At 63.6% G+C, this 25,996-nt stretch carries 24 protein-coding genes; 12 read left to right on the plus strand and 12 right to left on the minus strand.

Annotated elements, in window-relative coordinates; genetic code table 11:
• Nucleotides 1-31 precede the first annotated feature (31 nt).
• From PWG15_RS12255 to PWG15_RS12290, 8 genes are all read left to right on the plus strand, one after another.
• Nucleotides 32-1,030, plus strand: a complete 999-nt coding sequence (locus PWG15_RS12255; protein WP_275020073.1) for an ABC transporter ATP-binding protein — start codon at nt 32-34, stop codon at nt 1,028-1,030.
• Nucleotides 1,027-1,977, plus strand: coding sequence for an ABC transporter permease (locus PWG15_RS12260; RefSeq protein ID WP_275020074.1), 951 nt, complete (start codon nt 1,027-1,029; stop codon nt 1,975-1,977). Before PWG15_RS12255 ends, PWG15_RS12260 begins: the two co-directional genes overlap by 4 nt.
• Complete coding sequence (locus PWG15_RS12265; protein ID WP_275020076.1) at nt 1,967-2,779, plus strand: ABC transporter permease; 813 nt, start codon at nt 1,967-1,969, stop codon at nt 2,777-2,779. Before PWG15_RS12260 ends, PWG15_RS12265 begins: the two co-directional genes overlap by 11 nt.
• A 24-nt stretch (nt 2,780-2,803) precedes the next feature.
• The gene (locus tag PWG15_RS12270) at nt 2,804-4,231 is read left to right on the plus strand and encodes a gamma-aminobutyraldehyde dehydrogenase (RefSeq protein ID WP_275020078.1); all 1,428 of its coding nucleotides are present in this window, start codon (nt 2,804-2,806) and stop codon (nt 4,229-4,231) included.
• Between the two features lie 63 nt (nt 4,232-4,294).
• Nucleotides 4,295-4,789 carry an ester cyclase gene (locus PWG15_RS12275; protein ID WP_275020079.1) on the plus strand — a complete coding sequence of 165 codons (495 nt, stop codon included), beginning with the start codon at nt 4,295-4,297 and terminating at the stop codon, nt 4,787-4,789.
• A gap of 241 nt (nt 4,790-5,030) precedes the next feature.
• Nucleotides 5,031-5,786, plus strand: coding sequence for a siderophore-iron reductase FhuF (gene fhuF / locus PWG15_RS12280; protein WP_275020081.1), 756 nt, complete (start codon nt 5,031-5,033; stop codon nt 5,784-5,786).
• A gap of 39 nt (nt 5,787-5,825) precedes the next feature.
• A complete protein-coding gene (locus tag PWG15_RS12285) occupies nt 5,826-6,929 on the plus strand; it encodes an ABC transporter substrate-binding protein (RefSeq protein ID WP_275024415.1) in 1,104 nt (367 codons plus the stop codon).
• A gap of 206 nt (nt 6,930-7,135) precedes the next feature.
• Nucleotides 7,136-7,660 carry a hypothetical protein gene (locus PWG15_RS12290; protein ID WP_275020083.1) on the plus strand — a complete coding sequence of 175 codons (525 nt, stop codon included), beginning with the start codon at nt 7,136-7,138 and terminating at the stop codon, nt 7,658-7,660.
• A gap of 117 nt (nt 7,661-7,777) precedes the next feature.
• On the opposite strand, the gene PWG15_RS12295 is transcribed toward PWG15_RS12290, so the two are convergent.
• Complete coding sequence (locus tag PWG15_RS12295; RefSeq protein ID WP_275020086.1) at nt 7,778-8,362, minus strand: isochorismatase family protein; 585 nt, start codon at nt 8,360-8,362, stop codon at nt 7,778-7,780.
• Between the two features lie 114 nt (nt 8,363-8,476).
• On the opposite strand from PWG15_RS12295, the gene PWG15_RS12300 reads away from it, so the two are divergent.
• On the plus strand, nt 8,477-8,920 hold the full coding sequence (locus PWG15_RS12300) for an Lrp/AsnC family transcriptional regulator (protein ID WP_275020089.1): 444 nt from the start codon (nt 8,477-8,479) through the stop codon (nt 8,918-8,920).
• A 29-nt stretch (nt 8,921-8,949) separates the two neighbouring features.
• Here the strand turns inward: PWG15_RS12300 and PWG15_RS12305 are convergent, their stop codons facing one another.
• The 4 genes from PWG15_RS12305 to PWG15_RS12320 all read right to left on the minus strand — a co-directional run bounded on the left by PWG15_RS12305 (nt 8,950) and on the right by PWG15_RS12320 (nt 17,123).
• Nucleotides 8,950-10,182: an aromatic ring-hydroxylating oxygenase subunit alpha gene (locus tag PWG15_RS12305; RefSeq protein ID WP_275020091.1), complete on the minus strand. Its 1,233-nt coding sequence runs from the start codon at nt 10,180-10,182 to the stop codon at nt 8,950-8,952.
• Between the two features lie 439 nt (nt 10,183-10,621).
• Nucleotides 10,622-12,166: a trimethylamine methyltransferase family protein gene (locus tag PWG15_RS12310; RefSeq protein ID WP_275020092.1), complete on the minus strand. Its 1,545-nt coding sequence runs from the start codon at nt 12,164-12,166 to the stop codon at nt 10,622-10,624.
• 65 nt (nt 12,167-12,231) lie between these two features.
• Complete coding sequence (locus PWG15_RS12315) at nt 12,232-14,679, minus strand: GcvT family protein (protein WP_275020094.1); 2,448 nt, start codon at nt 14,677-14,679, stop codon at nt 12,232-12,234.
• Nucleotides 14,676-17,123: a GcvT family protein gene (locus tag PWG15_RS12320; protein WP_275020096.1), complete on the minus strand. Its 2,448-nt coding sequence runs from the start codon at nt 17,121-17,123 to the stop codon at nt 14,676-14,678. Before PWG15_RS12320 ends, PWG15_RS12315 begins: the two co-directional genes overlap by 4 nt.
• Before the next feature lie 124 nt (nt 17,124-17,247).
• Here PWG15_RS12320 and PWG15_RS12325 point away from each other — a divergent pair, with 124 nt between their 5' ends.
• Nucleotides 17,248-18,123, plus strand: coding sequence for a LysR family transcriptional regulator (locus PWG15_RS12325; protein ID WP_275020098.1), 876 nt, complete (start codon nt 17,248-17,250; stop codon nt 18,121-18,123).
• Here PWG15_RS12325 and PWG15_RS12330 read toward each other — a convergent pair.
• Genes PWG15_RS12330 through PWG15_RS12345 form a run of 4 tightly spaced genes read right to left on the minus strand, consistent with a single transcriptional unit; the run spans nt 18,120 to nt 20,667 of the window.
• Nucleotides 18,120-18,791, minus strand: coding sequence for an amino acid ABC transporter permease (locus PWG15_RS12330; RefSeq protein WP_275020100.1), 672 nt, complete (start codon nt 18,789-18,791; stop codon nt 18,120-18,122). The genes PWG15_RS12325 and PWG15_RS12330 overlap by 4 nt on opposite strands.
• Nucleotides 18,792-18,812: 21 nt before the next feature.
• Nucleotides 18,813-19,628 (minus strand): transporter substrate-binding domain-containing protein, encoded by an 816-nt coding sequence (locus PWG15_RS12335; protein WP_275020103.1) that lies wholly within the window; start codon nt 19,626-19,628, stop codon nt 18,813-18,815.
• Between the two features lie 14 nt (nt 19,629-19,642).
• Nucleotides 19,643-19,942 carry a GYD domain-containing protein gene (locus tag PWG15_RS12340; protein ID WP_275020105.1) on the minus strand — a complete coding sequence of 100 codons (300 nt, stop codon included), beginning with the start codon at nt 19,940-19,942 and terminating at the stop codon, nt 19,643-19,645.
• A gap of 59 nt (nt 19,943-20,001) precedes the next feature.
• Nucleotides 20,002-20,667: a cysteine hydrolase family protein gene (locus PWG15_RS12345; RefSeq protein ID WP_275020107.1), complete on the minus strand. Its 666-nt coding sequence runs from the start codon at nt 20,665-20,667 to the stop codon at nt 20,002-20,004.
• 127 nt (nt 20,668-20,794) lie between these two features.
• On the opposite strand from PWG15_RS12345, the gene PWG15_RS12350 reads away from it, so the two are divergent.
• Nucleotides 20,795-21,721 (plus strand): LysR substrate-binding domain-containing protein, encoded by a 927-nt coding sequence (locus tag PWG15_RS12350; RefSeq protein WP_275020110.1) that lies wholly within the window; start codon nt 20,795-20,797, stop codon nt 21,719-21,721.
• Here PWG15_RS12350 and PWG15_RS12355 read toward each other — a convergent pair.
• Nucleotides 21,705-23,396 carry an alpha/beta hydrolase gene (locus PWG15_RS12355; protein ID WP_275020112.1) on the minus strand — a complete coding sequence of 564 codons (1,692 nt, stop codon included), beginning with the start codon at nt 23,394-23,396 and terminating at the stop codon, nt 21,705-21,707. The two genes, PWG15_RS12350 and PWG15_RS12355, sit on opposite strands and share 17 nt — an antisense overlap.
• A gap of 157 nt (nt 23,397-23,553) precedes the next feature.
• The gene (locus PWG15_RS12360) at nt 23,554-24,012 is read right to left on the minus strand and encodes an Lrp/AsnC family transcriptional regulator (RefSeq protein WP_275020114.1); all 459 of its coding nucleotides are present in this window, start codon (nt 24,010-24,012) and stop codon (nt 23,554-23,556) included.
• A gap of 126 nt (nt 24,013-24,138) precedes the next feature.
• On the opposite strand from PWG15_RS12360, the gene PWG15_RS12365 reads away from it, so the two are divergent.
• Nucleotides 24,139-25,422 carry a cystathionine gamma-synthase family protein gene (locus PWG15_RS12365; protein ID WP_275020115.1) on the plus strand — a complete coding sequence of 428 codons (1,284 nt, stop codon included), beginning with the start codon at nt 24,139-24,141 and terminating at the stop codon, nt 25,420-25,422.
• Between the two features lie 99 nt (nt 25,423-25,521).
• Here PWG15_RS12365 and PWG15_RS12370 read toward each other — a convergent pair whose 3' ends face one another.
• Complete coding sequence (locus PWG15_RS12370; protein ID WP_275020117.1) at nt 25,522-25,872, minus strand: VOC family protein; 351 nt, start codon at nt 25,870-25,872, stop codon at nt 25,522-25,524.
• Between the last annotated feature and the right edge of the window lie 124 nt (nt 25,873-25,996).

The following is a 25,996-nucleotide window of genomic DNA, read 5'->3' on the forward strand; positions in this document are numbered from 1 at the left end:
ATGAGGGGCCACACTTTCTGGAGTATCTTGAATGACCACCGCCGTTCTCTTCGACAATGTTTCCCGCCACTTCGGCGCCGTGCGCGCCGTCGATGGCGTGAACCTCGAGATTGCCGAGGGCGAGTTCTTCGCCATGCTCGGCCCCTCCGGCTCGGGCAAGACCACGTGTCTCCGCCTGATGGCCGGCTTCGAGCAACCGACCGGCGGCCATATCGAAATCTTCGGCGAAACGGCCGAGGGTGTTCCGCCCTACAGGCGCAGCGTCAACACCGTCTTCCAAGATTACGCCCTCTTCCCGCACCTTTCGATCCTCGACAATGTCGCCTACGGGCTGATGGTCAAGGGTGTCGGCCGCGAGGAGCGGCGCAAGGCGGCCGAAGACGCGCTCGCCATGGTCAAGCTGCCGGGCTACGGCACCCGCCGCCCCGGCCAGCTCTCCGGCGGCCAGCGCCAGCGCGTCGCGCTCGCTCGTGCGCTCGTCAACAAGCCCAAGGTTCTGCTCCTCGACGAGCCGCTCGGCGCGCTGGACCTGAAGCTGCGAGAGCAGATGCAGGAGGAACTGAAGAGCCTGCAGAAATCGCTCGGCATCACCTTCGTCTTCGTCACCCACGACCAGGGCGAGGCCCTGTCGATGGCCGACCGCATCGCCGTCTTCAACGACGGACGCATCCAGCAGCTCGGCCGCCCGGAAGACGTCTACAAGCAGCCAAAGACCCGTTTTGTCGCCGATTTCGTCGGCTCGTCCAACGTGCTGCCCGCCAAGCTTTGCCAGCGCCTCGGGTTGAAGGCGCCATTCGCCAGCTTGCGCCCGGAAGCGATCGCCATCGCAGCACCCGCCAATGGCGCGCTCAGCCTGACGGGCACCGTCGCCGCCCATAGCTTCCTCGGCGCCGTAAACCGCGTTGTCGTCGATGTCGATGGCGCCCGTGTCGCCGTCGCCAGCCCCGCAGCCCTTGCCGTCCCGGCCCTCGGCAGCCCCGTCACCATCAGCTTCGCCGCACACGAGCTGCACCCGATGGAGGACGCATGACCGCCTTTGCCGAACCCCTCGTCCTGCCCAAACGCCGCGGCCCCGCCGGCCGCCTGTCGGACTTCTTCTGGCGCCATCCGCATCTGCTTTTGACGCTGATGCTCGCGCCGCCGCTCCTCTGGCTCGGCGTCGTCTATCTCGGCTCGCTGTTTGCGCTGTTGCTGCAGAGCTTCTTTTCGATCGACGACTTCTCGGGCCTGATCAATTACGAATTCACGTTTGCGACCTATCGCCAACTCCTCAGCGAAACCAATCTCGATATCATCCTGCGCACCGTCCTGATGGCGGCGACCGTCACGCTCGCCTCCGCCGTCATCGCCTTCCCCATCGCCTATTATGCGGCGCGCTATGCGCAGGGGAAATGGAAGGTGCTGTTCTATCTCGGCGTCATGCTGCCGCTCTGGTCGAGCTATCTCGTCAAGATCTACGCCTGGAAGCTGATTCTTGCCAAGGAAGGCATCCTCACCTGGTTCTTCGAGAAGCTGCACCTGCTCTGGCTGCTCGACGCCTGGCTGGCGCTGCCCGTGGTCGGCGGCAACTCGCTTTCGGTCAGCTACACCGGCACCTTCATCGTCTTCGTCTATGTCTGGCTGCCCTTCATGATCCTGCCGATCCAGGCAGCACTCGAGCGCGTGCAGGGCAACCTGATCGAAGCCTCCTCCGACCTCGGCGGCACGCCGGCCCAGACCTTCCGCTACGTGCTTTTCCCGCTGGCGCTGCCCGGCATCGTCGCCGGTTCGATCTTCACGTTTTCGCTGACGCTCGGCGACTACATCATTCCGCAGATCGTCGGCTCGTCGCGCCTCTTCATCGGCCAGGCGGTCTATGCCCAGCAGGGCACCGCCGGCAACATCCCGCTCGCCGCCGCCTTTACCGTGGTGCCGATCGTCATCATGGGCGCCTATCTCTTCGTCGCCAAACGCATGGGGGCCTTCGATGCGCTCTGAACGCAACCGCTCGCCGATGGGCCTGAAGATCGCGGCCGGCGTCGGCCTCGCCTTCCTGCACCTGCCGATCCTCTTGATCTTCCTCTACGCGTTTACGACAGAGGAAAAGAGCTATCAGTTCCCGCCGCCAGGGCTGACGACGCAATGGTTTGCCGTTGCCTGGAACAGGCCCGACGTCTGGGCCGCACTGATGCTCTCGGTCAAGGTCGCCTCGATCGCGACCGCCGTCGCGCTGGTGCTCGGCACGCTCTGCGCCGCCGCCGTCAGCCAGACGCGCTTCTTCGGTCGCGAGACGGTCTCGCTGCTCGTCATCCTGCCGATCGCGCTTCCCGGCATCATCACCGGCATTGCGCTTCGCTCCGCCTTTTCGATGGCCGACATCCCCTTCTCGTTCTGGACCATCGTGCTCGGCCACGCGACCTTCTGCATCGTCGTCGTCTACAACAATGCCGTCGCCCGCTTCCGGCGGATTTCCGGCTCGCTGATCGAGGCATCGATGGACCTCGGCGCCGACGGCTTCCAGACCTTCCGCCACATCATCCTGCCGAACATCGGCACGGCGCTTCTGGCCGGCGGCATGCTCGCCTTCGCGCTGTCCTTCGACGAGGTGATCGTCACCACCTTCACCGCCGGCCAGCAGTCGACCCTGCCGATCTGGATGCTCGAAGAGTTGATCCGCCCGCGCCAGCGGCCCGTGACCAACGTGGTCGCCATGGCCGTGGTGCTCGTCACCTTCCTGCCGATCCTCGGCGCCTACTACCTCACCCGCGATGGCGACCAGATCGCCGGCGCCGGCAAATAACTCGACTTTCAAGGGAGAACAGACATGGACACCCAACTGCTGATCGGTTCGCGCTTCGAGGCCGGAACCGAGGCCGACGAACACATCCTGAACCCGCGGACGGGCGGCAAGATCGTCGACCTGCCGGAAGCCTCGCATGCTCAGGTCGAGGCAGCCGTCGACGCGGCCGAGCAGGCGTTTACCAGCTGGTCGCAGACCACGCCCGGCGAGCGCTCCAACTATCTCCTGAAAATCGCCGACGCGATCGAGAAGGATGCGGACGGTTTTGCAGCGCTCGAAGCGCTCAACTGCGGCAAGCCGATCAATGCGGTGAAGAACGACGAACTGCCGGCCATCGTCGACTGCTGGCGCTTTTTTGCCGGCGCGGTGCGCAACCTGCACGCGCCGACATCAGGTGAGTATCTGCCGGGCCACACCTCGATGATCCGCCGCGACCCGATCGGTATCGTCGGCTCGATCGCGCCCTGGAACTACCCGCTGATGATGATGGCCTGGAAGCTGGCGCCGGCGATCGCCGGCGGCAACACCGTCGTCTTCAAGCCGTCCGAGCAGACGCCACTGACGGCGCTGAAGCTCGCGCGCGTGCTCGCCGACATCCTGCCCGAAGGCGTGGTCAACGTCGTTTCCGGCCGTGGGGAGACCGTCGGCAACGCGCTGATCAACCACCCGAAGATCTCGATGGTCTCGATCACCGGCGATATCGCCACCGGCAAGAAGGTGCTGGCCGCTGCCGCCAAGACCGTCAAGCGCACCCATCTGGAACTCGGCGGCAAGGCTCCTGTCATCGTCTATGACGACGCCGATCTGGAAGCCGTGGTCAACGGCATCCGCACCTTCGGCTATTACAATGCCGGCCAGGACTGCACCGCCGCCTGCCGCATCTATGCCGAGGCCGGCATCTACGAAAAGCTGGTCGCCGACCTCACGTCGGCCGTCTCGACCATCCGCTACAACCTCGCCGACGACACCGAAAACGAGATCGGCCCGCTGATCTCGCGCCGCCAGCGCGACCGTGTCGCAAGCTTCGTCGAGCGCGCTGCCGACCAGAAGCACATCGAGATCACCACCGGCGGTGCCGCCGGCAGTTCGGACGGCTTCTTCTTCCAGCCGACGGTCGTGGCCGGCGCCACCCAGGAAGACGAGATCGTGCGCCGCGAAGTCTTCGGTCCCGTCGTCTCCGTCACCCGCTTTACCGGCAAGGACGATGCGATCGCCTGGGCCAATGACAGCGACTATGGCCTTGCCTCCTCCGTCTGGACCAAGGACATCTCCCGGGCGATGAAGGCGGCGTCCCGCCTGCAATACGGCTGCACCTGGATCAACACCCACTTCATGCTGACCAACGAGATGCCGCATGGCGGCGTCAAGCAGTCGGGCTACGGCAAGGACATGTCGGTCTACGCGCTCGAAGACTACACCGCCGTTCGCCACATCATGATCAACCACGGCTGACACCGCACTCAGGCGTGGTTCCGCAAAAGCATGCAAACAAAAACAAAACGGGAGGAGTTTGCCATGTACCGTCGTCAATTGCTTGTTGCTGCTGGGGCGCTTAGCCTCAGCGCCCTCGTGCTCACGCCGGCGGCCTTCGCCGCCGAGGCGGCACCGGATGTGGTCGCGGCCTATGTCGCGGCTTGGAACGCCCATGACTCGGCCAAGGCAGCCTCCTATTTCGCCGACGACGTGACCTACTACGACGCGTCCGTCGGCAAGCCGGTCACCGGGAAAGACGCCGCCAAGACCGGCGTCATCGACAATTTCCTGAATGCCGTTCCCGACGTCGCGTGGACAATGAAGGGCGATGCCATCGCCGCCGGCGACAAGGTTTCCTTCGAATGGGAATTCTCCGGCACCAACACGGGCGCCTGGAGCGATGGCACGGCCGCGACGGGCAAGAGCTTCAAGATCACCGGAGCCTCGGTCTTCACGGTCAAGGACGGCAAGATCGCAACTCAAAGCGATTATTATGACGCGCTCGGCTTCTACAAGCAGCTGGGCTTGATGCAATAGGCGGCGCACAGCCTGCGTTCCGACGCTTCAACGGCCGCAGGCTTCGGCTTGCGGCTTCCCGCGCCTTTTGCTCGCAAATCATGATTGCAAAACTCATAAATGACTTGCGTCGCGCAAAATCTTGAGTAACACGATCACCTTATGAGTTTCTGACCGCGCTCAGAAGGTGTTGCATGCTTGCGGGATGGCGTTCTTCCACGGCTGGGTTTTCGATCGGGCTTGCCCGGATGCGGATGACGTCATGACGGCTGCCGCTTCCGAACCGGTCGTCGCAACGGGCGGCCCCAAGGCGCTATCCGCCGCCTTTGCCGGCACCCATGCCTGGTGCAACGAGAAGATGGTGCTTTCGGATGAACTCTCCGACGGCGTGGCGCTGCCGGACTTCTTCGCTTCCGGCGCCTTCGACAGAGCGCTCGACATCTACACGGAAAAATCCGGCGCCAGCGACCGGCGCGCCGTCGCCTCCATGTGGTCGCTCTACTATTTCTCTAGCCTCACCATCCCCTATCTGGTGGCGCGCGTCCTTGACCATCAGGTGCTGCCTGTCACCTTCGATCGGATGAAAGTGGCGCTTGCCGAAGATGGCCTGCCCCGGACCTTCGGCGTCGCAACGTCGGGTGACTGGCAAGACACCGACGACGCCGATGTTTTCGCAACGCTTGGCCCCCTGATGCAGGGGCATCTGCGGGAGGTCGTCGGCTACCTCAAGTCCGTCGGCGGCATCGCCCCGAAACTCGCCTGGAACAATGCGCTCGTCTATATCGACTATGCGCTCAGGGCCTCCGGTATCGAGCCGCTGAACGCCCAGGCCGATGCGCTCATCGGCAGCAAATCCCTGCCGGACGGCACGCCCAACCCCTTCTTCGATTGCCTGCGCCACGAGGAAGACGACGGTGCCCGCGTCTGCCGGCGCAAGATCTGCTGCCTGCGTTATCTGCTGCCCGGCGTGCCAAGCTGCGGCAGCCTCTGCGCCCTTCCCAGCCAAAGGAACCAATAGGTTTTGATTTTTCGCCGCTTCTTCCCGGCCGCCCTGCGGCTGATACTCGTTCTCGCCACCACCCTGCTCTTTGCCTTGTCCGCCCGCACCGAAGGCCACTGGCCGATGACCGTTACCGATGCGGTCGGGCGTGAGGTGACGATCCCGGCAAAGCCCAAGGCGATCCTTCTCGGCAGCGGCTTCAATCTCGTCGCGCTGTCGCTGATCCATCCCGATCCGGTCAGCCTGCTGGCGGGCTGGTCCGGTGACATGAAGGGCGACAATCCGGAAATCTACGAGAGCTTCCGGCGGAAGTTTCCTGATATCGCCGATGTCCCGCAGATCGACGACGGAACCGGCCCGGGCCTGTCCTTCGAGACGCTGCTGACGCTGAAGGCCGACCTTGCCATCCTCGCCAATTGGCAGGCCGACACCGAACCCGGCAAGCGTGCCATCGACTATCTGACCGGCATCGGCGTTCCCGTCATCGTCGTCGACTTCAACAACGATCCGCTGACGAGCACGCCGCGCATGATGCGTCTGCTCGGCAAGATCTTCGAAAGGGACGAACAGGCGGAAGCCTTCGCCCGGTTCTACGAGGACAAGCTGGCGCTCATTCAATCACGCGTCGCCACCAAACCCGAGCCGCGGCCGCTGGTGCTGATGGACGCCTTCCCCCAGGCCGACCGCTGCTGCTGGGCCTATGGCACCGGCGGTCTCGGCGAATTCCTGACGATCGCCGGTGGCCGCAACATTGCCGAAGGCGTGCTCCCCCGACCGGGCGGCACGGTCAACGCCGAGGCGATCATGGCGGCAAACCCCGACATCTACATCGCGACCTCCTCGCCCGGCGGCAAATACGGCACGCTGTCGATCGGCCCCGGTGTCGGCGAGGACGAAGCGCAGCAGACGCTCGCCCGCACCATCGAGGCGCCCGCCCTGTCCAGCATCCGCGCCGTGCAGGAAAAGCGCGTCCATGGTCTCTGGAACTTCTTCAACGCCATCCCGCTCAACATCATCGCCGCCGAAGCCTTCGCCACCTGGATCCGGCCGGACCTGTTTGGCGATCTCAACCCGAAGAAGAGCCTTGCCGAAATCAACACCCGGTTCGCCGCGGTTCCGTTCGAAGGCACCTATTGGGTGGATCTGAAACCGGCGGACTAGTTTGCCGGCAAAAGGCCCATCATCGGCCAAATGGAACCATCGGCTGCTGCCTATGGTCGCGTGTTGTCAGCCGTCGGGCACCCTGTATAAGTGCCGTCACGGCCTCGACTATTGAGGGCAGAGACCGTCTAACGCTTTGATCGGCTGCATGGTTTCCCTCTTGCATCGAATCCGATTCAAGGAATGATGCGGTGAGGAGGATCCGGATGCTTTGGTTGATTGCGTTACCGCTGGGGCTCGTCGTTGTGTATCTGGCAGCACGCTTCAGCCGTTTTCGCCAATGGGCGGAACCGATCCTCTCGGTTGCCGTAGCGGTCGGCCTGCTCGTCGCCTTCATCATCTGGTTCAGCGACCGCGACGGCCGCAAGCCCGCAGCACCGGAGCCGGCCCAGACGACGCAGCCCGCGGGCCTGACCGCTGCCGACGTTGCGCTTGATGGCCTGACCTTCGAGCAAAGCCAGCCGGAACGAAGCTTCCGCCTGCGGGGCACGGTGACGAACAAGGGCCAGACCATGCTGGAATACTTCCGCCTCTCCGTCACGCTGGAGGATTGTCCCGACGATACCTGCCAGACGATCGGCGACGATGCGGCCCTCATTCTCGCCCGGGTGCCGGCCGGCCAGAGCCGGCCGTTCGAGACCTTCCTCACCTTTCCGAACCGCGAAGGCCAGAGCCTGATGGCGCCGAAATGGACGACCGAGATCGTTGAGGTTCGCGGCACAAACCGGTGAACAGCGGGTGCACTGCCCGGAATGCGACACAATTCCGGCGGAAACCCGCTTCACAGTTTATCAGGAATCGCTTGTAAATAGCGCGCGCTCGGCGATTCGACAGGAGAGTGGGATACTCTAGGCGGCGTCCGGACGGCGTAGGGCTTCGACGAAAGCAACTGTTGTCGTCACCTCGGCGAATTCGGCGCGCAAGGTCGCGATATGGGCTCGGTGGACGTCCCGTGCCGCGATTACCGTTCCATCTCCATCCGGCTGATCGAAGCAATCGCACGCATCCTCCACGAGGATCATGCGGTAGCCCAGATTGGCGCCGACGCGCACCGAGGTGGAGACACACATGTCGGTCGAGATGCCGAACGCAACAACTGTATCGACGCCGAGACGCCGAAGCCTGAGGTCGAGATCGGTGCCGATGAAGGCCGCGTTGACACTCTTGGTGACGAGTGGCTCGCCGGGTTGCGGCTCGAAGCCGGGCCGGAAGGCATTGCCGGACGCACCGTGTCCAAGCGTCGAGCCCGGCATGACGCTTTCATGGCGAACATGGATCACCGGCCGACCGGCCGCGCGCCAGGCGGCAAGCAGAGCAAGACCGTTCCGGTCGATATCGTGGTTCCATCGGCGCGGCCAGGGGGCGCTGTCGAAAGCCTGCTGCATGTCGATCGGCAGCAGCACGGCATTGTCGGGTACAACTGGTAATTTCATGGCAAAGCTCCTTCGTTGCGAGAAGGAAGCTATCTGTCCTATCGTCCGGTTTCACTGGACAAGATGGCGCCAAACCGGACAATCGTCCGGACATCGCACAAAAGGAGATACAATTTGACGGAACTCGACGACAAGGATCGGCTGCTACTGGCAGCGCTTCGCCAGGATTCACGCCAGAGTCTGGTGGCGCTTGCCCGACATGCCGGCCTCTCGCGCAGCGGCGTGCATGAGCGCCTGCGGCGCCTCGAAGCCAAGGGCGTCGTCGCCGGCTACACGATCCGTCTCGGTGTCGAGGACAAGAACCCTACGGTCAGGGCACTGGTCGCCATCAGTTTCCAGTCCGGCAAGAATTGCGACCACATCGTGCCGCACCTTTCCGCCATGCCGCCCGTCGTCACCTGCTGGTCGCTCGCCGGCACCACCGATCTGATGGTACTTGTTGAATGCGCCTCCAATGGCGACCTCGACACGATCCGTCGGCAGATTTCATTGATCCCGGGTGTCGCCACGGTGCAGACGCATGTGGCGCTCCGGACCCATTTCGATCGCAGGGATTAGAGGAACGCCTCGTTCAACGAGGCGCCGTATCAGACCGGCCGGCTGATCTCGTCGAGATACCAGTTGATGTAGCGCAGTTCGTTGTGCTCCATCGGCGCGATCGGGCCCGGCACGAAATAATGCGAGCGCACACCGCGCGACGTGTGCTCGATAATCGCCTTGTCTTCCTCGGTCGTCACCTTCCACAGCCACGTCAACCGGTCGAGATCGTAGTCCCGCCCCTCTTGCGCATCGGCGTCGACCAGCCAGATCAGCTCCATCTCCGAGGTCTCGGCCGTCTTCGGAATGAAGCGGTAGATCATGCCGTGGTCGGGATAGCAGACGAGGAAAGTGGTGCCGCCGAGATGGATCGACGTGACGCCGCCGTCGAAATCGGAAAAGCGGCCCATCAGCTTGCTCAGCGCCTGGCCATCCTTGCTGCCGGTCTTGGCACCGTCATAGAGCGGATAGCGGAAGGCGTGCACCGCCTCCTTGCCGGCTGCGGACGTCTGCCAGTGGTTGCCGGAGCCGACCTCGATGCCGAGCGCGCAAGTGCGCGCCTCCATCCGGGCATTCAACTCTTCGATCATGTGCAGCGGCTGCTCCAGCGCATGCGTCTGCGAATACTCGGGATGCGCCGGGCCGCAGTGGTAGCACTCGACATAGTTCTCGACCGCAAGCTTCCAGTTGGCATCGACAGGATAGGTCTGGCGATGCGCGATCTTCGCGGATCCCCAGCCATATTGCCCGCAGGTTGCGTGCAGCAGGTGCTCGACATCGGAAAAATCGAGCGGCTCCTCGGCAAAGGAAATGAAGATCAGGCCTTCGGCAACGCGCACATGGAGCTTCTTCAGCCCATGATCCTCGCGCTTGAAATCCTTCGGCATCAACCGTGCGGCCTTCAGCGCCCCGTCATTACCATAGGTCCAGGCGTGATAGGGGCAGACAAAGGCGCGGGCATTGCCCTTATCCTTGGTGCAGACCTCAGCACCTCGGTGGCGGCAGACATTGAGCATCGCGTGGATCTCGCCGCTCGCCGTGCGGGTGACGATTACCTGCTCGGACGCCATGCGAAAGACCTCGAAGTCGTTGGCGTTCGGGATCGTGCTCTCATGCGCGACACAATGCCAATGGCGGCGGAAGACGCGCTCCAAATCGCGCTCGTAGATCTTCGCGTCGAGATAGAAGGCGCGAACGAGCCCGTGGCCCGGGCGGTGAGCGGCAACCAGTTGGTCGATGCGATCGCCGGTGACAGTGGTCGTCTTGAGCTCCGAAACGAGCATGGGGATAAACTCCAACAATGGACCGGAAGGACCGCGTTCCGGCGCGCGTGTATTTCGTCTTCGCGGGTGCCGAGTGGCTCCCGTTTAATCGTTGGAGCGAGAACCCTCCCTCACCAGAACCCTCTCCTCGCGCGGGGAGAGGGGAAAGCACCTTCTGCGCCAGCCGGCTGCCCCATCGGCCGGCACTCGCAGCGCCGCGCAGCCCCCGGCCTCTTCTCTTGAGGCACGAAGGTGGCGGTCAGGCCGGATAAGGGGCGCTTCCCTCGCAGCGCCAAAGACGAGCAGCACCAAGCACTTGCGTCTCTCAAGGCACGGTCCATCGCTCGTGGGCTTCGGCCGACACCTCCGCCCGGCGCATTTCCTTGCAATCTGTAGAGGACGAGCGGCCAGACCTGGCCGCCCGTTGCCCTCGCCCCCGCGATCGGGGCGAAGCGTCAACTCAACAAAAGATCTGGAACTTCTCCCGGATCATCCGGTCGATCTCCGGCGCGATCACCGAGGGGGCCGCTTCGGCGAGAATCCGGTTCTTCTTCTCGATCGCCTTTGCCACCAGATCTGGACGGCCGATCTCGACCCATTCCTTCGGGCTCGTGCGGTCGGCAACGGCCGGATAGATGTACTCCGTCTGCATCAGCCCCAGCGTCTGCGGATGGCCGAGATAGTGGCCGGGGCCCTCCAGGCAGACCGAGCGCATGGTGTCGAGCGAAACCGAATCCTCGGTCACGTCGATACCGCGGATGCAGCGCTGCACCTGGCCCAAGAGATCGTCGCCGAGCACCAGCGATTCCAAGCAGAAGCCGAGCAGCGAGGCATGCATGCCGACGGCCTCGTACACCATGTTGAGGCCCGAGAGCCCGGCCATGACATTGGAGATCGCCTGCTCCCAACCGGCCTGCATGTCCGGCAGCTTGGCGTCGGCAATACCGGCCGCAGCGCCCCCGGGCAGACGATAGAACTGGTGCATCTGTGCGCAGCCCGCCGTCAGCAGTGCCTGTTCGCCGGAGCCGCCGGACATCGCGCCGGTGCGCAGGTCCGAAACGAAGGGCCAGGTGCCGAAGACGGCCGGATGGCCGGGCGACATGGCATTGACATAGACGACACCTGCCAGGCACTCGGCCACCGCCTGGACGATCGCGGTTGCGAGCGGCGCTGGTGCTGTCGCACCCGCCTGGCCGGCCGAGAGCAGCAGGATCGGCATCCCGGCACGGATGCACTTTTCCATGGTGATGCAGCTTTCCTCGGCAAACTTCATCGGCGGCACCACGAAGCAGTTCGAGTTGGAAACGAAGGGCCGCGCCCGCCACTTGTCCTCGCCGCCGGCAATCATGTGGATCAGATCGAAGCAGCCGTCGACATGCGAGGGATCGGAGAAGCTAGTGCCGACATGTTTGGTCGTACCGGCGCAGCAGGCATAGAGCGTGTTGACGTCCATCAGGAAGTTGTCGGCCACATCCCGGCAGACCATGGCGCGCTGGAAGAAATGCACGTTGTCGAGGTGATGAACGAGCTGTGCGGCGTTCAGCAGATCCTTGGCGGTGGATTCGCGATACTCGCGCTTCTCGACGTCGACGATGTGCACGGCAGCCCCGGCTGTGCCGTAGTAGACGCGGGTGCCGCTCAGTTCGAGATCCTGCTTCGGGTCGCGGGCATGAAGCGTGATGTCGCGTGCGGCGATCGCAAGCATGTCCTCGACCAGCGCGCGCGGAAAGCGGATCCGCCCGTCATCGCCGAGGATCGCGCCGGCACCGGTCATGATCTCGATGCCCGACTTCGGCGCGTTGGCAAGGCCGATCTGTTCCAGCGCATCGAGTGCCGCCTCGTGGATGCGCTTCACATTGGCATCGGTCAGCGGCTTGTATTGCCCGCCGGAAAGGCCCGGACGGACCGGCCGGATATTTTCGGCCAAGGGTGCTGCGCGCAGCGCCACCCGCGCCGCCCGTCCGCCGGACCGTCTCGAAGCCGCAACTGCACAATCGTCAGCCATCATCATCTCCCAATGGGGCTGGTGCCCCTCATCCACGCGGTGAGGGGCAGCCACAAATTCTCACCCTACATCCGCACCCGCTCGGCCCGCGGGTCGTACATCGGTTTCAGCGACGCCTCGGCCTTCACCCGTGTTCCGGCGATCTCGATCTCGAAACGCGAGCCAAGCACGTCGTCGGCGCTCTCGCCTTCCGACGGGACGTAACCGAGGCCGATCGCGCCGCCGAGGTGGTGGCCGTAATTGCCCGAGGTGATCGTGCCGACGATCTTGCCGTCGCGGACGATCGCCTCGTTGTGGAAAAGCAGCGGCTCCGGATCGGAAAGCCGGAACTGCACCATCCGGCGCGACAGCCCGCGATTGTGCTTGGCCAGCACCGCCTCGCGGCCGATGAAGTCGCCCTTGTCGGCTTTCACCGCAAAACCGAGCCCGGCTTCGAGCACGTGGTCTTCGTCGGTGATGTCGTGGCCGAAGTGGCGGAAGGCTTTTTCGATGCGGCAGCTGTCGAGCGTGTGGATGCCGCAGAGCTTGAGGCCGAGCCCCTCGCCCGCCGCTTCCAGCGCCTCGAACACATGCGCCGTCTGGTCGGTCGGGACATAGAGCTCCCAGCCGAGTTCACCGACATAGGTGACGCGGTGCGCCCGCGCGAGGCCCATTCCGACCTCGATCTCGCGCGCCGTGCCAAAGGGATGAGCGGCGTTGGAGAAATCGTTGGGGCTGACCTTCTGCATGAGGTCCCGCGCCTTCGGCCCCATGACGCAAAGCACGCTTTCGCCGGCGCCGACGTCGGTGATGACCACGAATTCGTCAGTGAGATGCTTGCGCAGCCAGGCCAGGTCGCGCTGCAGCGTGGCGCCGGGCACGACCAGCAGGAAGGCGGTTTCCGAGAGACGCGTCACCGTCAGGTCGCTTTCGATGCCGCCGCGGGCGTTCAGCATCTGGGTGTAGACGATGCGTCCCGGCTCGACGTTCATCTCATTGGCGCAGAGCCGCTGCAGGAAAGAAAGCGCATCGCGCCCCTCCACCCGGATCTTCCCGAAGGAGGTCATGTCGAACAGGCCGACGCCATTGCGGACAGCGAGATGCTCGGCCTTCTGGTTCTCGAACCAGTTCTGCCGTTTCCAGGAATAACGGTATTCGCGCTCCTGGCCCTCGTTCGCAAACCAGTTTGCCCGCTCCCAGCCGGCTACTTCGCCGAAGACGGCGCCACGGGCCTTCAGATGTTCATGCAGCGGCGAACGGCGTACGCCGCGGGCCGTTGCCATCTGGCGATAGGGGAAGTGGTCGGCATAGAGCAGGCCGAGCGTTTCCGAGACGCGGTCCTTCAGGTAGGCGCGGTTCTTCTGGAACGGCTGCGCCCGGCGGATATCCACCTCCCAGAGATCAAAGGGCGGCTCGCCGTCGTTCATCCATTGGGCGAGCGCCATGCCGGCGCCGCCGGAGGAGACGATGCCGATCGAGTTGTAACCGGCCGCCACCCAATAGCCCTTCACTTCAGGCGCTTCGCCGAGATAGTAGCGGTCGTCGGGCGTGAAGCTCTCCGGGCCGTTGAAGAAGGTGTGGATGCCCGCCGTTTCCAGCATCGGCATGCGGTTGACCGCCATTTCCAGGATCGGCGCGAAGTGGTCGAAATCGTCCGGCAGCTGGTCAAAACAGAAATCCTCGCGGATGCCGTCCATGCCCCAGGGCTTGGCCTTGAGCTCGAAGGCGCCGATCAGCATCTTGCCGGCATCCTCCTTGTAGTAGGTGCACTCATCCGGCACGCGCAGCACCGGCAGGCGCTTCAGCTCCGGGATCGCCTCGGTGACGATGTAGAAATGCTCGCAGGCATGCAGCGGCACGGTGACGCCGGCCTGCCGCGCGAACTCCCTGCCCCACATGCCGGCGCAGTTGACGACATGGTCGGTCTCGATCGTGTAGGTCTCGCCGTTCTGCTCGCAGGTGACACCCGTCACCCGACCGTCCTTCTTCAGCACCGACGTCACCTTGACGCCCTCGATGATCGTGGCGCCGTTCTGGCGTGCGCCCTTGGCCAGCGCCATGGCGATGTTGGCCGGGTCGCACTGGCCATCGAGCGGCAGATGCACCGCCGCCTTCACATCTGATGTATTGAGGTGCGGATACATCGCCTTCACTTCGTCAGGCGTGATCTCACGCACATCGACATTGAAGGCACGCGCAAGCGAGGCCTGCCGATAGATCTCCTCCTTTCGCTCGTCCGTCAGCGCCACCGTGATCGAGCCGTTCTGGCGCATGCCGGTGGAGATGCCGGTCTCGGCCTCGAGCTTGACGTAGAGGTCGGCCGAATATTTCGCGAGCCGCGTCATGTTCTGCGAGGCGCGCAGCTGGCCGATGAGGCCGGCGGCATGCCAGGTGGTGCCGGAGGTCAGTTGCTTGCGCTCCAGCAGCACCACGTCGGTCCAGCCGAGCTTGGCCAAGTGATAGGCGACCGAACAGCCGGACACGCCGCCGCCGATGATAACCGCGCGGGCTTTCGAGGGAATGGGCTTGCTCATGCACGCAGTCTTTCGTTGGAGGGATCCCAGAGCGGCTGGTCCGCCTCAACCGTCGCCTTGAAGCGGTCGCCGAAGATCTCGACCTCGATTTCCTTGCCCGGTACGGCAAGATCGGCCCTGAGCATGCCGAGCGCGATCGACTTGCCGACGCGGTGGCCCCAGTTGCCCGAGGTTGTCTCACCGACCACCTGACCGTCGGACCAGAGCGTCGACATGTAGGGCGCGTCGCAACCGTCGGCGGCGACCGTCAGCGTGACGAAGCGCTTGGAAACGCCCTGCTGCTTCTCCCGTTCCAGCGCCGCCTTGCCCTTGAAGCCCGGCTTGCCCCAGTCGACGAAGCGTTCGAGCCCGCCCTGCAGGATGGTGTAGTCGGTCGAAAGATCGCCCTTCCAGGCGCGGTAGCCCTTCTCGATGCGCAAACTGTCGAGGGCCTCCATTCCGAAGGGTTTGAGCCCATGCTTCTGGCCTGCCGCCCAGACGGCGTCGAAGATCGCAGCGGCATCGTCCACCTTGCTGTGGATCTCCCAGCCGAGTTCGCCGGCAAAGGAGACGCGCACCAGCTGGCAATAGCGCCCGGCGATCTGAGTGGTCTGGTGCGTGAGCCAACCCTTGGAAAGGTCCGCTTCGCTGACCTCGGAAAGGATCGCACGCGACTTCGGCCCGGTGAGAATCTGGCAGGAGAAGGACTTGGTCACGTCGTCGATGGTGAAGGCGGCGTTGTCAGGCCGATGCTTCGTCAACCATTCGAAGTCGTGCCACTGCGCCGTGGCCGCCGTGATCAGGAAGAAGAAATCCTCGTCGATCATCATCACCGACATCTCGGTGACGATCCGGCCCTTGTCGTCGGAGAAGTAGGCTAGGCCGATGCGGCCCGGCTTCGGTACGCGACCGGTGATGAGCCCAGAGAGCCATTCGGTCGCCCCCTCGCCCTTCACCCGGAAGCGCGAGAAGCCCGGCAGGTCGAGAATGCCGGCGGCATCGCGCACGGCCAGGCACTCCTCCTTGATGCGCTCCGCCCAAGGTCCTTCGCGTCCCCAGGTCTGCGTCGCCTCCTCGGACGTGTCGTCGCCGGGCTTGGCGTACCACATGGCACGCTCCCAGCCGTTATAGGGCTTGAACTGGGCGCCAAGCGCTGCGATGCGATCATGGATCGGCGACAGCTTCCTGCCTCGCCCGGCGGGCCAGTAATGCTTCGGAAAGTGCATCGCATATTCGTGGCCGTAGATCTCCATGCCCTTTGCGATGCAATAGTCCTGATCGGTATAATCGGTGTAGCGGCGCGGGTCGCAGGACCACATGTCCCACTCGGTCTGGCCCTCGGTGATCCATTCGGCGAGCACCTTGCCGGCGCCGCCCGCCTGGCAGATGCCGAAGGTAAAGACACAGGCCTCGAACGCGTTCGGCACGCCCGGCATCGGGCCGATCAGCGGGTTGCCGTCGGGCGCGTAGGGGATCGGGCCGTTGATGATCCGCGACAGGCCGGCCGTTCCGAGGATCGGCACGCGCTCGACCGCATCGTTCAGGTACCATTCCAGCCGGTCGAGATCGTCGGGGAAGAGCTGGAACGAAAAGTCTTCCGGCATCGGGTCGTCTGGTGTCGTCCAATGGGCGCGGCAGTTGCGCTCGTACGGCCCGAGGTTCATGCCGTTCTTCTCCTGGCGGAGATAGTAAGAGCTGTCGACATCGCGAAGCAGCGGCAGCTTGTGGCCCGCCTCCTTCGACCAGGCGGCAAGCTCCGGGATCTCGTCGAACAGGATGTACTGGTGGCTCATCACCATCATCGGCACGTCGCGGCCGAACATCTTGCCGACCTCACGGGCATAGTAGCCGGCGGCGTTGACGACATATTCGCAGCGGATCTCGCCCTGCGGCGTCGAAATCACCCATTCGTCGTTTTCGCGCCGTGCCCCAGTCACGGGACAGAAGCGAATGATCTTGGCGCCCATGTCGCGCGCACCCTTGGCGAGCGCCTGTGTCAGCTGCGCCGGGTCGATATCGCCGTCATAGGGATCGTAGAGCGCGCCGGTCAGTTCGTGCGTCTCAAGGAAAGGATAGCGGGCGCGCATCTCGTCGGGCGAGAGAATGTCGAGATCCATGCCCTGGTAGCGGCCCATGCCGACGACGCGCTTGAATTCCTGCAGCCGCTCCTTGGAGTGGCCAAGGCGGATCGAGCCGGTGACGTGGTAGTTCATCGGATAATCGACCAGCGCACCGAGGTCGCGATAGAGCGACGCCGAATAGCGCTGCATGTTCATGATAGACCAGGAGGACGAAAAGGTCGGCACGTTGCCGGCCGCATGCCAGGTCGAGCCGGCCGTCAGCTCGTTCTTTTCCAGAAGCACGCAATCGGTCCAGCCGGCCTTGGCAAGATGGTAGAGCGAGGAAGCACCGATCGCTCCCCCTCCGATGATCACGACGCGTGCGTGCGACGGCAAATTCGACATTAACTGTTCCCTCGTTTTGGCCGAATTCTTGCCGGGGAAGCAGGGCGCCATCAAGCGACGGAAACAGGCTTTATTGATCGACAAATTCGATTAGATTGAAGCGATTGCGGAGGGAGTACACGACATGCAGGTGGAGCTGATCGAGACCTTTCTCGACCTGATGGAAAGCCGCTCCTTCAACCGCACCGCCGAGCGGTTGAACATCACCCAATCCACCGTCTCGCACCGGGTGAAGGCGCTGGAAGCGCAGTTCAACCGCAAGCTCTTTACCCGCAACAAGGGTGGCACCGTGCCGACGGCCGCTGGACTGCGTTTCCTCGATTATGCAAAAGCCCTGCAGAACCAATGGCATGAGGCAACGCGCGCGGTCACCAGCGCCGGTGCGCTGGAGCGCTCCATGCGGCTCGGCATTCAACATGATCTGGCCGAGGCCTTTGCTGGCGAATGGATGGCGGCGATCAGGCAAGACCTGCCCGCAACCGAGGTTTATATGGAGGCCGACTACTCCAACCAGATGAACCGCGATCTCGGCGCTGGCGACCTCGATCTCGCCATCCTCTACACCCCCCACTATCTGCCCGATCTCTACTATGAACGGATCGGCGATCTGCATTACGTGCTGGTCAGCACCGAAGCGCGGGCTCTCGCCGATATCCGCTCGGAAACCTATATCCGATCGAGCTATTCGCCGACCTTCGACCGTGCCCACCGGCTGGCCCTGCCGCATCTTTCCGCCGCCCTGCTTTCAGCCGGCCAGAACATGGCGATCACCCGGTTGCTCTCGGCACTCGGCGGATCGGCCTATGTGACGGCGGCAACAGCGGAGCGGCTTTCAGCGGACGGATCTGCATTTCGTGTTCAGGATGCGCCGGTTATCGCCCAGACCGTCTATGCCGCGACGAGCCTTCGCACCCGCCACGCCCACCAGCACCGCAAGATCATCGGTGCCATGGGTGCGCTGCTTTCAACCTTGCCGGCACCGGGTTCGGAAACCCCTTAAGCCATGCGGCGCTGGATCAGCCGCTGCAGAAACATCAGGATCGAGACGATCGCGAGATAGTAGATCAGCGCTGCCGAATACCACTCGACGAAGCGGAAGCTTGAGGCGATCGCGTCGTTGACGACGGCCATGATCTCTCGCATCGAGATGACATAGGCAAGCGAGGTCAGCTTGATCAGGTTGATGAACTCGTTGACGAGCACCGGCATGACGATGCGCAGCGCCTGCGGCAGGATCACCAGGAAGAACGTCTGCCAGCGGTTGAGGCCAAGTGCGCGAGCGGCATCCGTCTGTCCCTGGCCGATGGCCGAAAGCGCCCCGCGCATCGCTTCGGCCATGTAGGCGGCAGTCACCAGGGTGAAGGCGATGAAGGCGGCGACGAAGGGCGTGTACCAGGGCGCCCGCGTCAGCCCCGGAAAGAGCTGCGGAGCGCCGTTCCAGACGATCAGAAGCACGAGGATCAGCGGTGACGAGCGGAACAGCCAGACATAGAGCTGTGCCGCCGTCCGCCTGACTGTCGCCATCGAGTTGAGCGCGACGGCCAGCGGCAGGCAGAGCAGGAACGACGCGGCCTGAACAAGGATGGAGAGCAGGATCGCAATGCCCGCTCCCTGCAGCATGACCGGCATGGTCAGGGCATCGAAAAACAGTCTGGTGTCGAAGTTCATGCCCTGCCCCCGCCTTCGAGATTAGGAGTCGTAGTCGACATCGAAGAGCGCCGGATCGAGGCCGTACTTTTTCGCGAGGTCACCGAAGAAACCCTTCTCCTTCAGCGCCTTGAGCCCCGCCTTGACGGCGGCCGCATCGGCGGCGTCGCGTCGGCTGTAGATGCCGTACTTGAAATCGGAGGCCCAGATACAGGGGAGCTGCAGGGCGCCATCGGAGCGCGAGGCGCGATAGGCGCCCTCGGCCTCTTCCGTTACCGTCGCATCGACCCGGCCGACCAAAACCTGCTGGTAGGCGGCCTGCTGCGTCGGATATTCCTGCACCTCGACCGGCGGCAACCCCTTGGCTGTCAGCGCCTCGTTCAGCGGCCCGATCCGCTCTTCCTTGTAGTAGGCGCCGGCTTCGAGCGCGATGACCTTGCCGCTCAGGTCCTCCGGCACCTTGATCGTGTTGCTGCCCACCTTTGTGACCATGGCGGTCGCCGATTTCATGTAGGGCACGCCGTCATAGGTCTCGCGCCGCTTGGCGTTGATGTAGATGCCGCTGACGATGACGTCGCAGCGCCCTGCCCCGAGCGTCGGTAGCAGGCCGGCAAATTCGGTGACTGTGTAGCTCACCTTCGCATTCCATTGCGCCGCCAGGGCCTCGGCGATCTCGATGTCGATGCCGGTCGGGGCTGCATCGGCCGGATGCGCCTTGAACGACAACGGCGGGAAGGCTGCCGTGGTACAGACGCCAAGCTCGCCGTCGGCGGCAAAGGCCGGGATCTCAGCCTGTGCGATACCGGCCGAAAAGAACGTGGTTGCAAGAAGGGTTGCGCAGGATGCCAGTCTGATCATCGTCATTCCCCTTATTATGCTGGTGAAACGCGGCCGACGATGTCGCCATAGGTATGGCTGTCGAAGGCCGGAAGGATGAGCGGGTCCACGAAGCCGTCACGCCGCGCCGTCAGCACGTATTGCATCATCGACGCATTGTCCGGCATCTCGAAAACCTGAACGAAATCATAGGGTCCGAGCGTGGCGTAGAAGGCGACCGAGCGGCCGCCGAGCGCGGCGACGCGATCCTCGCTCACCTTGCGCCGTGCGCCGCTATCGGCAAGCTCGGCCAGTCCCTTGGCGGTCAGTCGCATCAGCGAGATATATCTTTGCATGGGGCATCATTCCGTTGAAACGGTTGGCAAAAGGCTGGATTTTGAGTGTGCGGCGACGCTTAGCGCGTGGCCTTTGCAAAGCCGGCGATGACGGCGTCGCTGGTCGCGACCGTGCCGAAGATGCCGTTCTCGATCGAGATCATGTTGATCGCCGCCTCATGCGCCCACTGCTCGCCGCTGGCGCAGCAGTCCGAGATCGTCAGGCACTGGAAATTGCGGTCGCAGGCTTCGCGCAGCGTCGTGTGCACGCAGACATCCGTGGTGCAGCCGGTAAAGAGCATATGGGTAATGCCCTGCGCCCTGAGCACGTGCTCGAGGTCCGTGTAGGTGAAAGAGCTGTTGCAGGTCTTGTCGATGATGACGTCGGTCTCGGCAACATCAAGCTCGGGCAGCAACTGGAAACCGGGGCTGGAGCGCAACAGCACCTGCGTATTCTCCAGACCCGAGCGCTTGCGGCGCCATTTCTCGTAAGGCGTCATGTCTGCAAGGTCAGCGCGATAGCCCTGACGCGTGTGGATGATGAGACAGCCGGCTTGCCGTGCTGCCGCAATCACGCGATTGACCGCCGGCACGATGGCGGCAAGCGGCGCCGGGTCGTAGCCCATCGAGGCGAAGTAGCCGTTGGGCGAGCAGAAGTCGATCTGAAGGTCGATCACCATCAACGCGGTCTGTGACGGAACCAGCTTTCCGTCATAAGGAAAATCAAACGGTTGTGCCTCGATCATGGTGTTACTCCCTCTCTCCGCACCGATTCATAGGTGCAAAAATCGATTGGGAATAGCGATTTTTTATGCTTGATATTGTGCAGTTTAGCTAAACGATTTCGCGATCCGATCCTGGGGAGAATGACGGATGAAGGCGCTGCATTTCCTGCCCTATATCCGGGCATTCGAGGCGGTCGCGCGGATCGGATCCGTGCGCCAGGCAGCGGACGAGCTGGGCCTCAGCCCCGGCGCCGTGTCGTTGCAGCTGCGCCGGCTGTCGGAGACGACCGGGCTGACGCTGCTTGAAAAATCCGGCCGTAATATCCGGCTGACGGCGGCCGGGCGCGACTTCGCCCAGACGGTCTCCCACGCCATCGGCAATCTCGCTGCAGCCGTCGAGGACGGCACCGACCGGCGTCTCGAAAGCCAGAGGAGCAAGCTGACGGTCGCCTTGCCGCCAGCACTCGCCATTGCCTGGATGGCCGGCTTGCTGGTGCAGTTTGCCGGTGCCCGTGGCCTCACCGATCTCTCCATGCGTAATTGCATCCGGGCCAGCGACGTCGTCTGGGACGATGTCGATCTTGCCATCGTCTACGACAATCCGCCGTTCGACGGTCTGTGGTGGCAGGCGGTCAGCGACGTGAAACTGCGCACCGTCTGCTCGCCGCTGCTGTTCCCGCGTCTGGAAGGGCCCTTGCGCGAAAAGAAGCTTCGCGACGTGACGCTGCCGCATGAGGATGACGGCCGCGAATGGACGCGCTGGTCAGCCGCCTCGCGCATTTCGCTGGAAGGAAGCCGCAGTGTCCGGGTGCCCTCGGTCGCGATCGCCGTTGCGTCCGCCCTGCAGGGCCAGGGCATCGCGCTCGTCTCCGACGTGCTGACCCGTTCCTATCTCTTGGAAGGCCGGCTGATCCAGCCCTTTGCCACCGCCATCCCGGCGTCGGCGGGCTACTACCTGCTCTGCTCGACGGAAAAGGCGGAGGAGCCGCTGATCCAGGCCTTCGCCAACCAGATCGCCGCACACCTGCGCGGCGAACGATCGGCCAACAAGCCGCCGGTCAATAGCGGCCCTTGAGCTGTGTCTTCAGCCGCTCGGCATCGGCCTCGGTCACGCCTTCAGGTGCCATCACCTGCATCCAGGCGTCGATATAGTGTTCGGGCGCATAGACGTGGCCGTAGCCGATCGGCGACGTGGTCGCGAGCGCCATGTCGGCCAGCAGCTGGAACATGGTGACGACCGGGAACCAGCGAAGCGCGGGCGAAACGTCGGCACCACGCGGCGCCTTCATCCAGTCCGGCTCACGGTAGAAGGAATGGGGATCGAAGAAGGTGATCGGGTCGCTCGCATATTGCAGGTAGACGATGCGGACATTGCCCCACTGGGCGCCCGGAATGTTGAGCGCGTTTTCCTGGTTGGTGAAGCGGATCACCGAGCCATCGCGATAGAGCGGCCGCCATTCCGGTGAGCCGGGATTGCGATTTCGCGTGATCTGCAGCCAGGTCCTGGTCGGGAACGGCGAACCGACCCAGAGAGCGCCCTGGAACGGATCGCTGATGATATCGAAGGGATCGACCGAGCCCTGTGAGTTCATCGAGCCGAGACTGAGGCCATAGAGATAGAGCTTCGGCCGCTTGTCCCTGGGCAAGGTCGTCCAGTAGCCATAGACCGCATCGAACAGTGCATCGGCCGTTTCCGCGCCATATTCGGGCTCGACCAGCAGCGACAGCCAGCTTGTCAGATAGGAGTACTGCACCGCGACGCTCGCGACATCGCCCTTCAAGAGATATTCGAGCGAATCAAGCCCCGGCGGGTCGATCCAGCCGGTGCCGGTCGGCACGACGATCACAAGGTTGGTCCGCTCGAAGCCGCCGACGCGCTTCAGCTCTTCCAGCGCCAGCTTCGCCCGCTCCTTGGCGGTTTCGGCCGAGTTGAGCCCGGCATAGACGCGCAAGGGTTCCTTCGCTTCTCCGCCGAAGAAGCTGCCGATGTCCTTTGCCGCCGGCCCCGATGCGATAAACTGCCGGCCCTGCCGGCCAAGCTCGTCCCAGGTCATCAGCGACGCGCTGCTGCCGGTCTTCAAGGGATCGGCGGGCGGTGCGACGTCAGGGTCGATCAGGGCATCGAGCCGCTGGAACGAGCTGTCGGCCGCGTGCAGCGCGAAGCGGAAGATGACGCCGTCGACGGCCGACCAGAAGAGCGCAACGGCGGCAACGACGGCTGCGACCTTGGCCAGCGGCCGGGTCAGCACATATTCGAAACGACGGCTTAAAAACCGGAAGGTCAGCCGGAACAGACGAGCCAGCAGCACGATGGCGACGAAAACAAGGGCGGCGATCAGCCCGAGCTTGAAGGGTTCGGCGCTTTCGACCGGGTCGAGCCCCATGATCTGACGCACCGTGTTCTGCCAGTAGGCCGTGCGCCAGAGGAAGGCGAGCGCAACCGCAGTACAGCCGAGCGCTGCCAGAACCTTGACGATAAGCCCGGTGCGTCCACGGATCTCCGGCAGATCGAGCAGCGACCAGACCCAGCGCAACAGCACGCCGATCGCATAGCCGGCGCCGAGCGACATGCCGGATATCACCGCCTGCACCACATAGGGCCGAGGGATGAGGCTCGGTGTCAGCGACATCGCGAAAAAGAAGACGCCGACGATCAGCCCGGTGGTCGAGAACGATGCGAGCAGCGTCGAGAGAAAACGCGGCACCGGCCATTTCGATTGGCTCAGGTCCGTCTCTTGCAGGTGATCCACGGGCTTGCTCCTCTCCGGGACGTTCGGCACGACTGGCACGATCCGGAAGCACTGTCGCCTTCCGGTTGCGGCGCGTCAACCGTGACCAGGCAAGACTGGTTCGTGAGCAACTTGGAAGCGCACTGAGTCTAAGACCTTGAAATGACGGCGCTCCGGATCAGACCCGCCGCTCCTTGATCGTGTTCATGACGAAGCTCGTTTCGATCGAGGCGACGCATTTCAGCCGCGCGATCTTCTCCTTGATGAAGCGCTCGTAGTGATCGAGCCCGGCGCTCATCACCTTCAGCACGTAGTCGCGCGAGCCGGTCACCAGATGGCATTCGAGCACCTCGTCCCAGCCGCGCACCGCGTCTTCGAACATCACGATCTCATCCTCATGCTGACGACTGAGCCTGACGGTGGCAATCGCCGTCATCGTCCAACCGTCGATCGACGGATCGATCAGTGCCGTATAACCCCTGATGACGCCGGTTTCCTCCAGCCGCCGCAGCCGCCGCAGGCAAGGCGAAGCCGAAAGCCCGACCCGCTCGGCAAGCTCGTTGTTGGTGAGCCTGGCGTCGGCCACCAGCTCCTTCAAAATCCTGCGATCGGTCTCGTCGGCAATTTTCTGCGCCATATCTTTCCATTTCAGCCAAATCTTTGCGCAACTCAAGAACATGAAGCCGGAAATAGCAAGGATCGGTCCAAGCATCTGATATAATTTGCCTGTCAGTCGAGTCCGCTTCCCTTCAGGAGACAAGTCATGACCGCACCACACCCCTCCAAGACCCACATCGGAAACCACAAGCTGCATCCGGAAACCCTGATGCTAAATTATGGCTACGATCCGGAACTGTCGGAGGGCGCCGTCAAGCCACCGGTCTTTCTGACCTCGACCTTCGTTTTCCGTTCAGCCGAAGAGGGCCGCGACTTCTTCGACTTCGTTTCCGGCCGGAAGGAGCCGCCGGCAGGCGTCGGCGCCGGCCTCGTCTATTCGCGTTTCAACCATCCAAACAGCGAAATCGTCGAGGACCGCCTTGCCGTCTATGAGCGCACAGAGAGCTGTGCACTGTTTTCGTCCGGCATGTCGGCCATCGCCACCACCTTGCTCGCTTTCGTCAAGCCGGGAGACGCGGTGCTGCACAGCCAGCCGCTCTATGGCGGCACCGAAACGCTGCTGGCGCGAACCTTCCTCAATCTCGGCGTTGCCGCTGTCGGCTTTGCCGACGGTGTGAGTGAGGCGGCCGTCAGCGCGGCTGCCGAAGAGGCGATGGCCAAGGGCCGGGTCTCGGTGATCCTGATCGAGACGCCCGCCAACCCGACCAACAGCCTTGTCGATGTCGCCATGATCCGCCGCGTCGCCGATGCGATCGGGCGCAAGCAGGGCCACACGCCGATCATTGCTTGCGACAACACCCTGCTCGGCCCGGTGTTCCAGCGCCCGATCGAGCACGGCGCCGACATCTCGCTCTATTCGCTGACCAAATATGTCGGCGGTCATTCCGACCTGATCGCCGGTGCAGCCCTTGGTTCAAAGGCGGTGATGAAGCAGGTGAAGGCGCTGCGTGGCGCGATCGGCACGCAGCTTGACCCGCATTCCTGCTGGATGCTCGGCCGCTCGTTGGAAACGCTGTCGGTGCGCATGCAGAAGGCCGACGACAATGCCCGCATTGTCGCGGAATTCCTGCGGGAGCACCCGAAGGTCGAGCGCATCCACTACCTGCCCTTCCATGGCGAGGACACGCCCGTCGGCCGCGCCTTCAAGGCGCAGTGCACCGGCGCCGGCTCGACCTTCTCCTTCGACATCACGGGCGGCCAGGAGGCGGCCTTCCGCTTCCTCAATGCACTGCAGATCTTCAAGCTCGCCGTCAGCCTCGGCGGCACCGAATCGCTTGCCAGCCACCCGGCGGCCATGACCCATTCCGGCGTGCCGATCGAGGTGCGCCATCGCATCGGCGTGCTGGAATCGACGATCCGGCTGTCGATCGGCATCGAGCATCCGGATGATCTGGTCGCCGATCTCGCCAATGCGCTGACGCTCGCCTGACAAAAGGCGCTCTGCCGCTCGCCGGCGGCGGGGCGCCTCCTTTTGATCACCTTGAATGGGCACGACACTCTTCGACCGAGCCTGCGCCCCGGATGTGCATCAGTGCGTCAGGATATTGACGATGTTGCCGAAGGGGTCGCGCATGAAGAAGCGGCGCACGCCCCAGGGTTCGTTGGTGATCTCATAAACGATCTCGACCCCGGCCGCTCTCGCCCGCTGATAGATCTGGTCGACGTCGTCAACCTCGATCGAAAGCACCGGCACCGGTGTGTTGTTGCCACCCTCGCTGGCAATGCTCACCTGCGGCATCGCGGCTTTGCCCTCGGCGGCAAAGGTCAGGATCCAGCCGTGATCCATCACCACGTCGAGCTCCAGCAGGTCGCCGTAAAACGCGCGCGCCACCTGCGGGTCCGGGGCGTAGAGGTTGGAAACAATACGCTTCACGGTCATGGCTTTGCTCTCCCTCCTGCGAGCCGTAACGGAGGCCGCACGGCGCGCCTACTGGTTGTTCGGCTGTTAGCGGTACAGCCTATACTGCCCGCCAGTGACATTCGATTGAAGCGGAAATCGCATC

Origin of the sequence: Ensifer adhaerens (assembly GCF_028993555.1) — a bacterium.
Taxonomy (GTDB): domain Bacteria; phylum Pseudomonadota; class Alphaproteobacteria; order Rhizobiales; family Rhizobiaceae; genus Ensifer; species Ensifer adhaerens_I.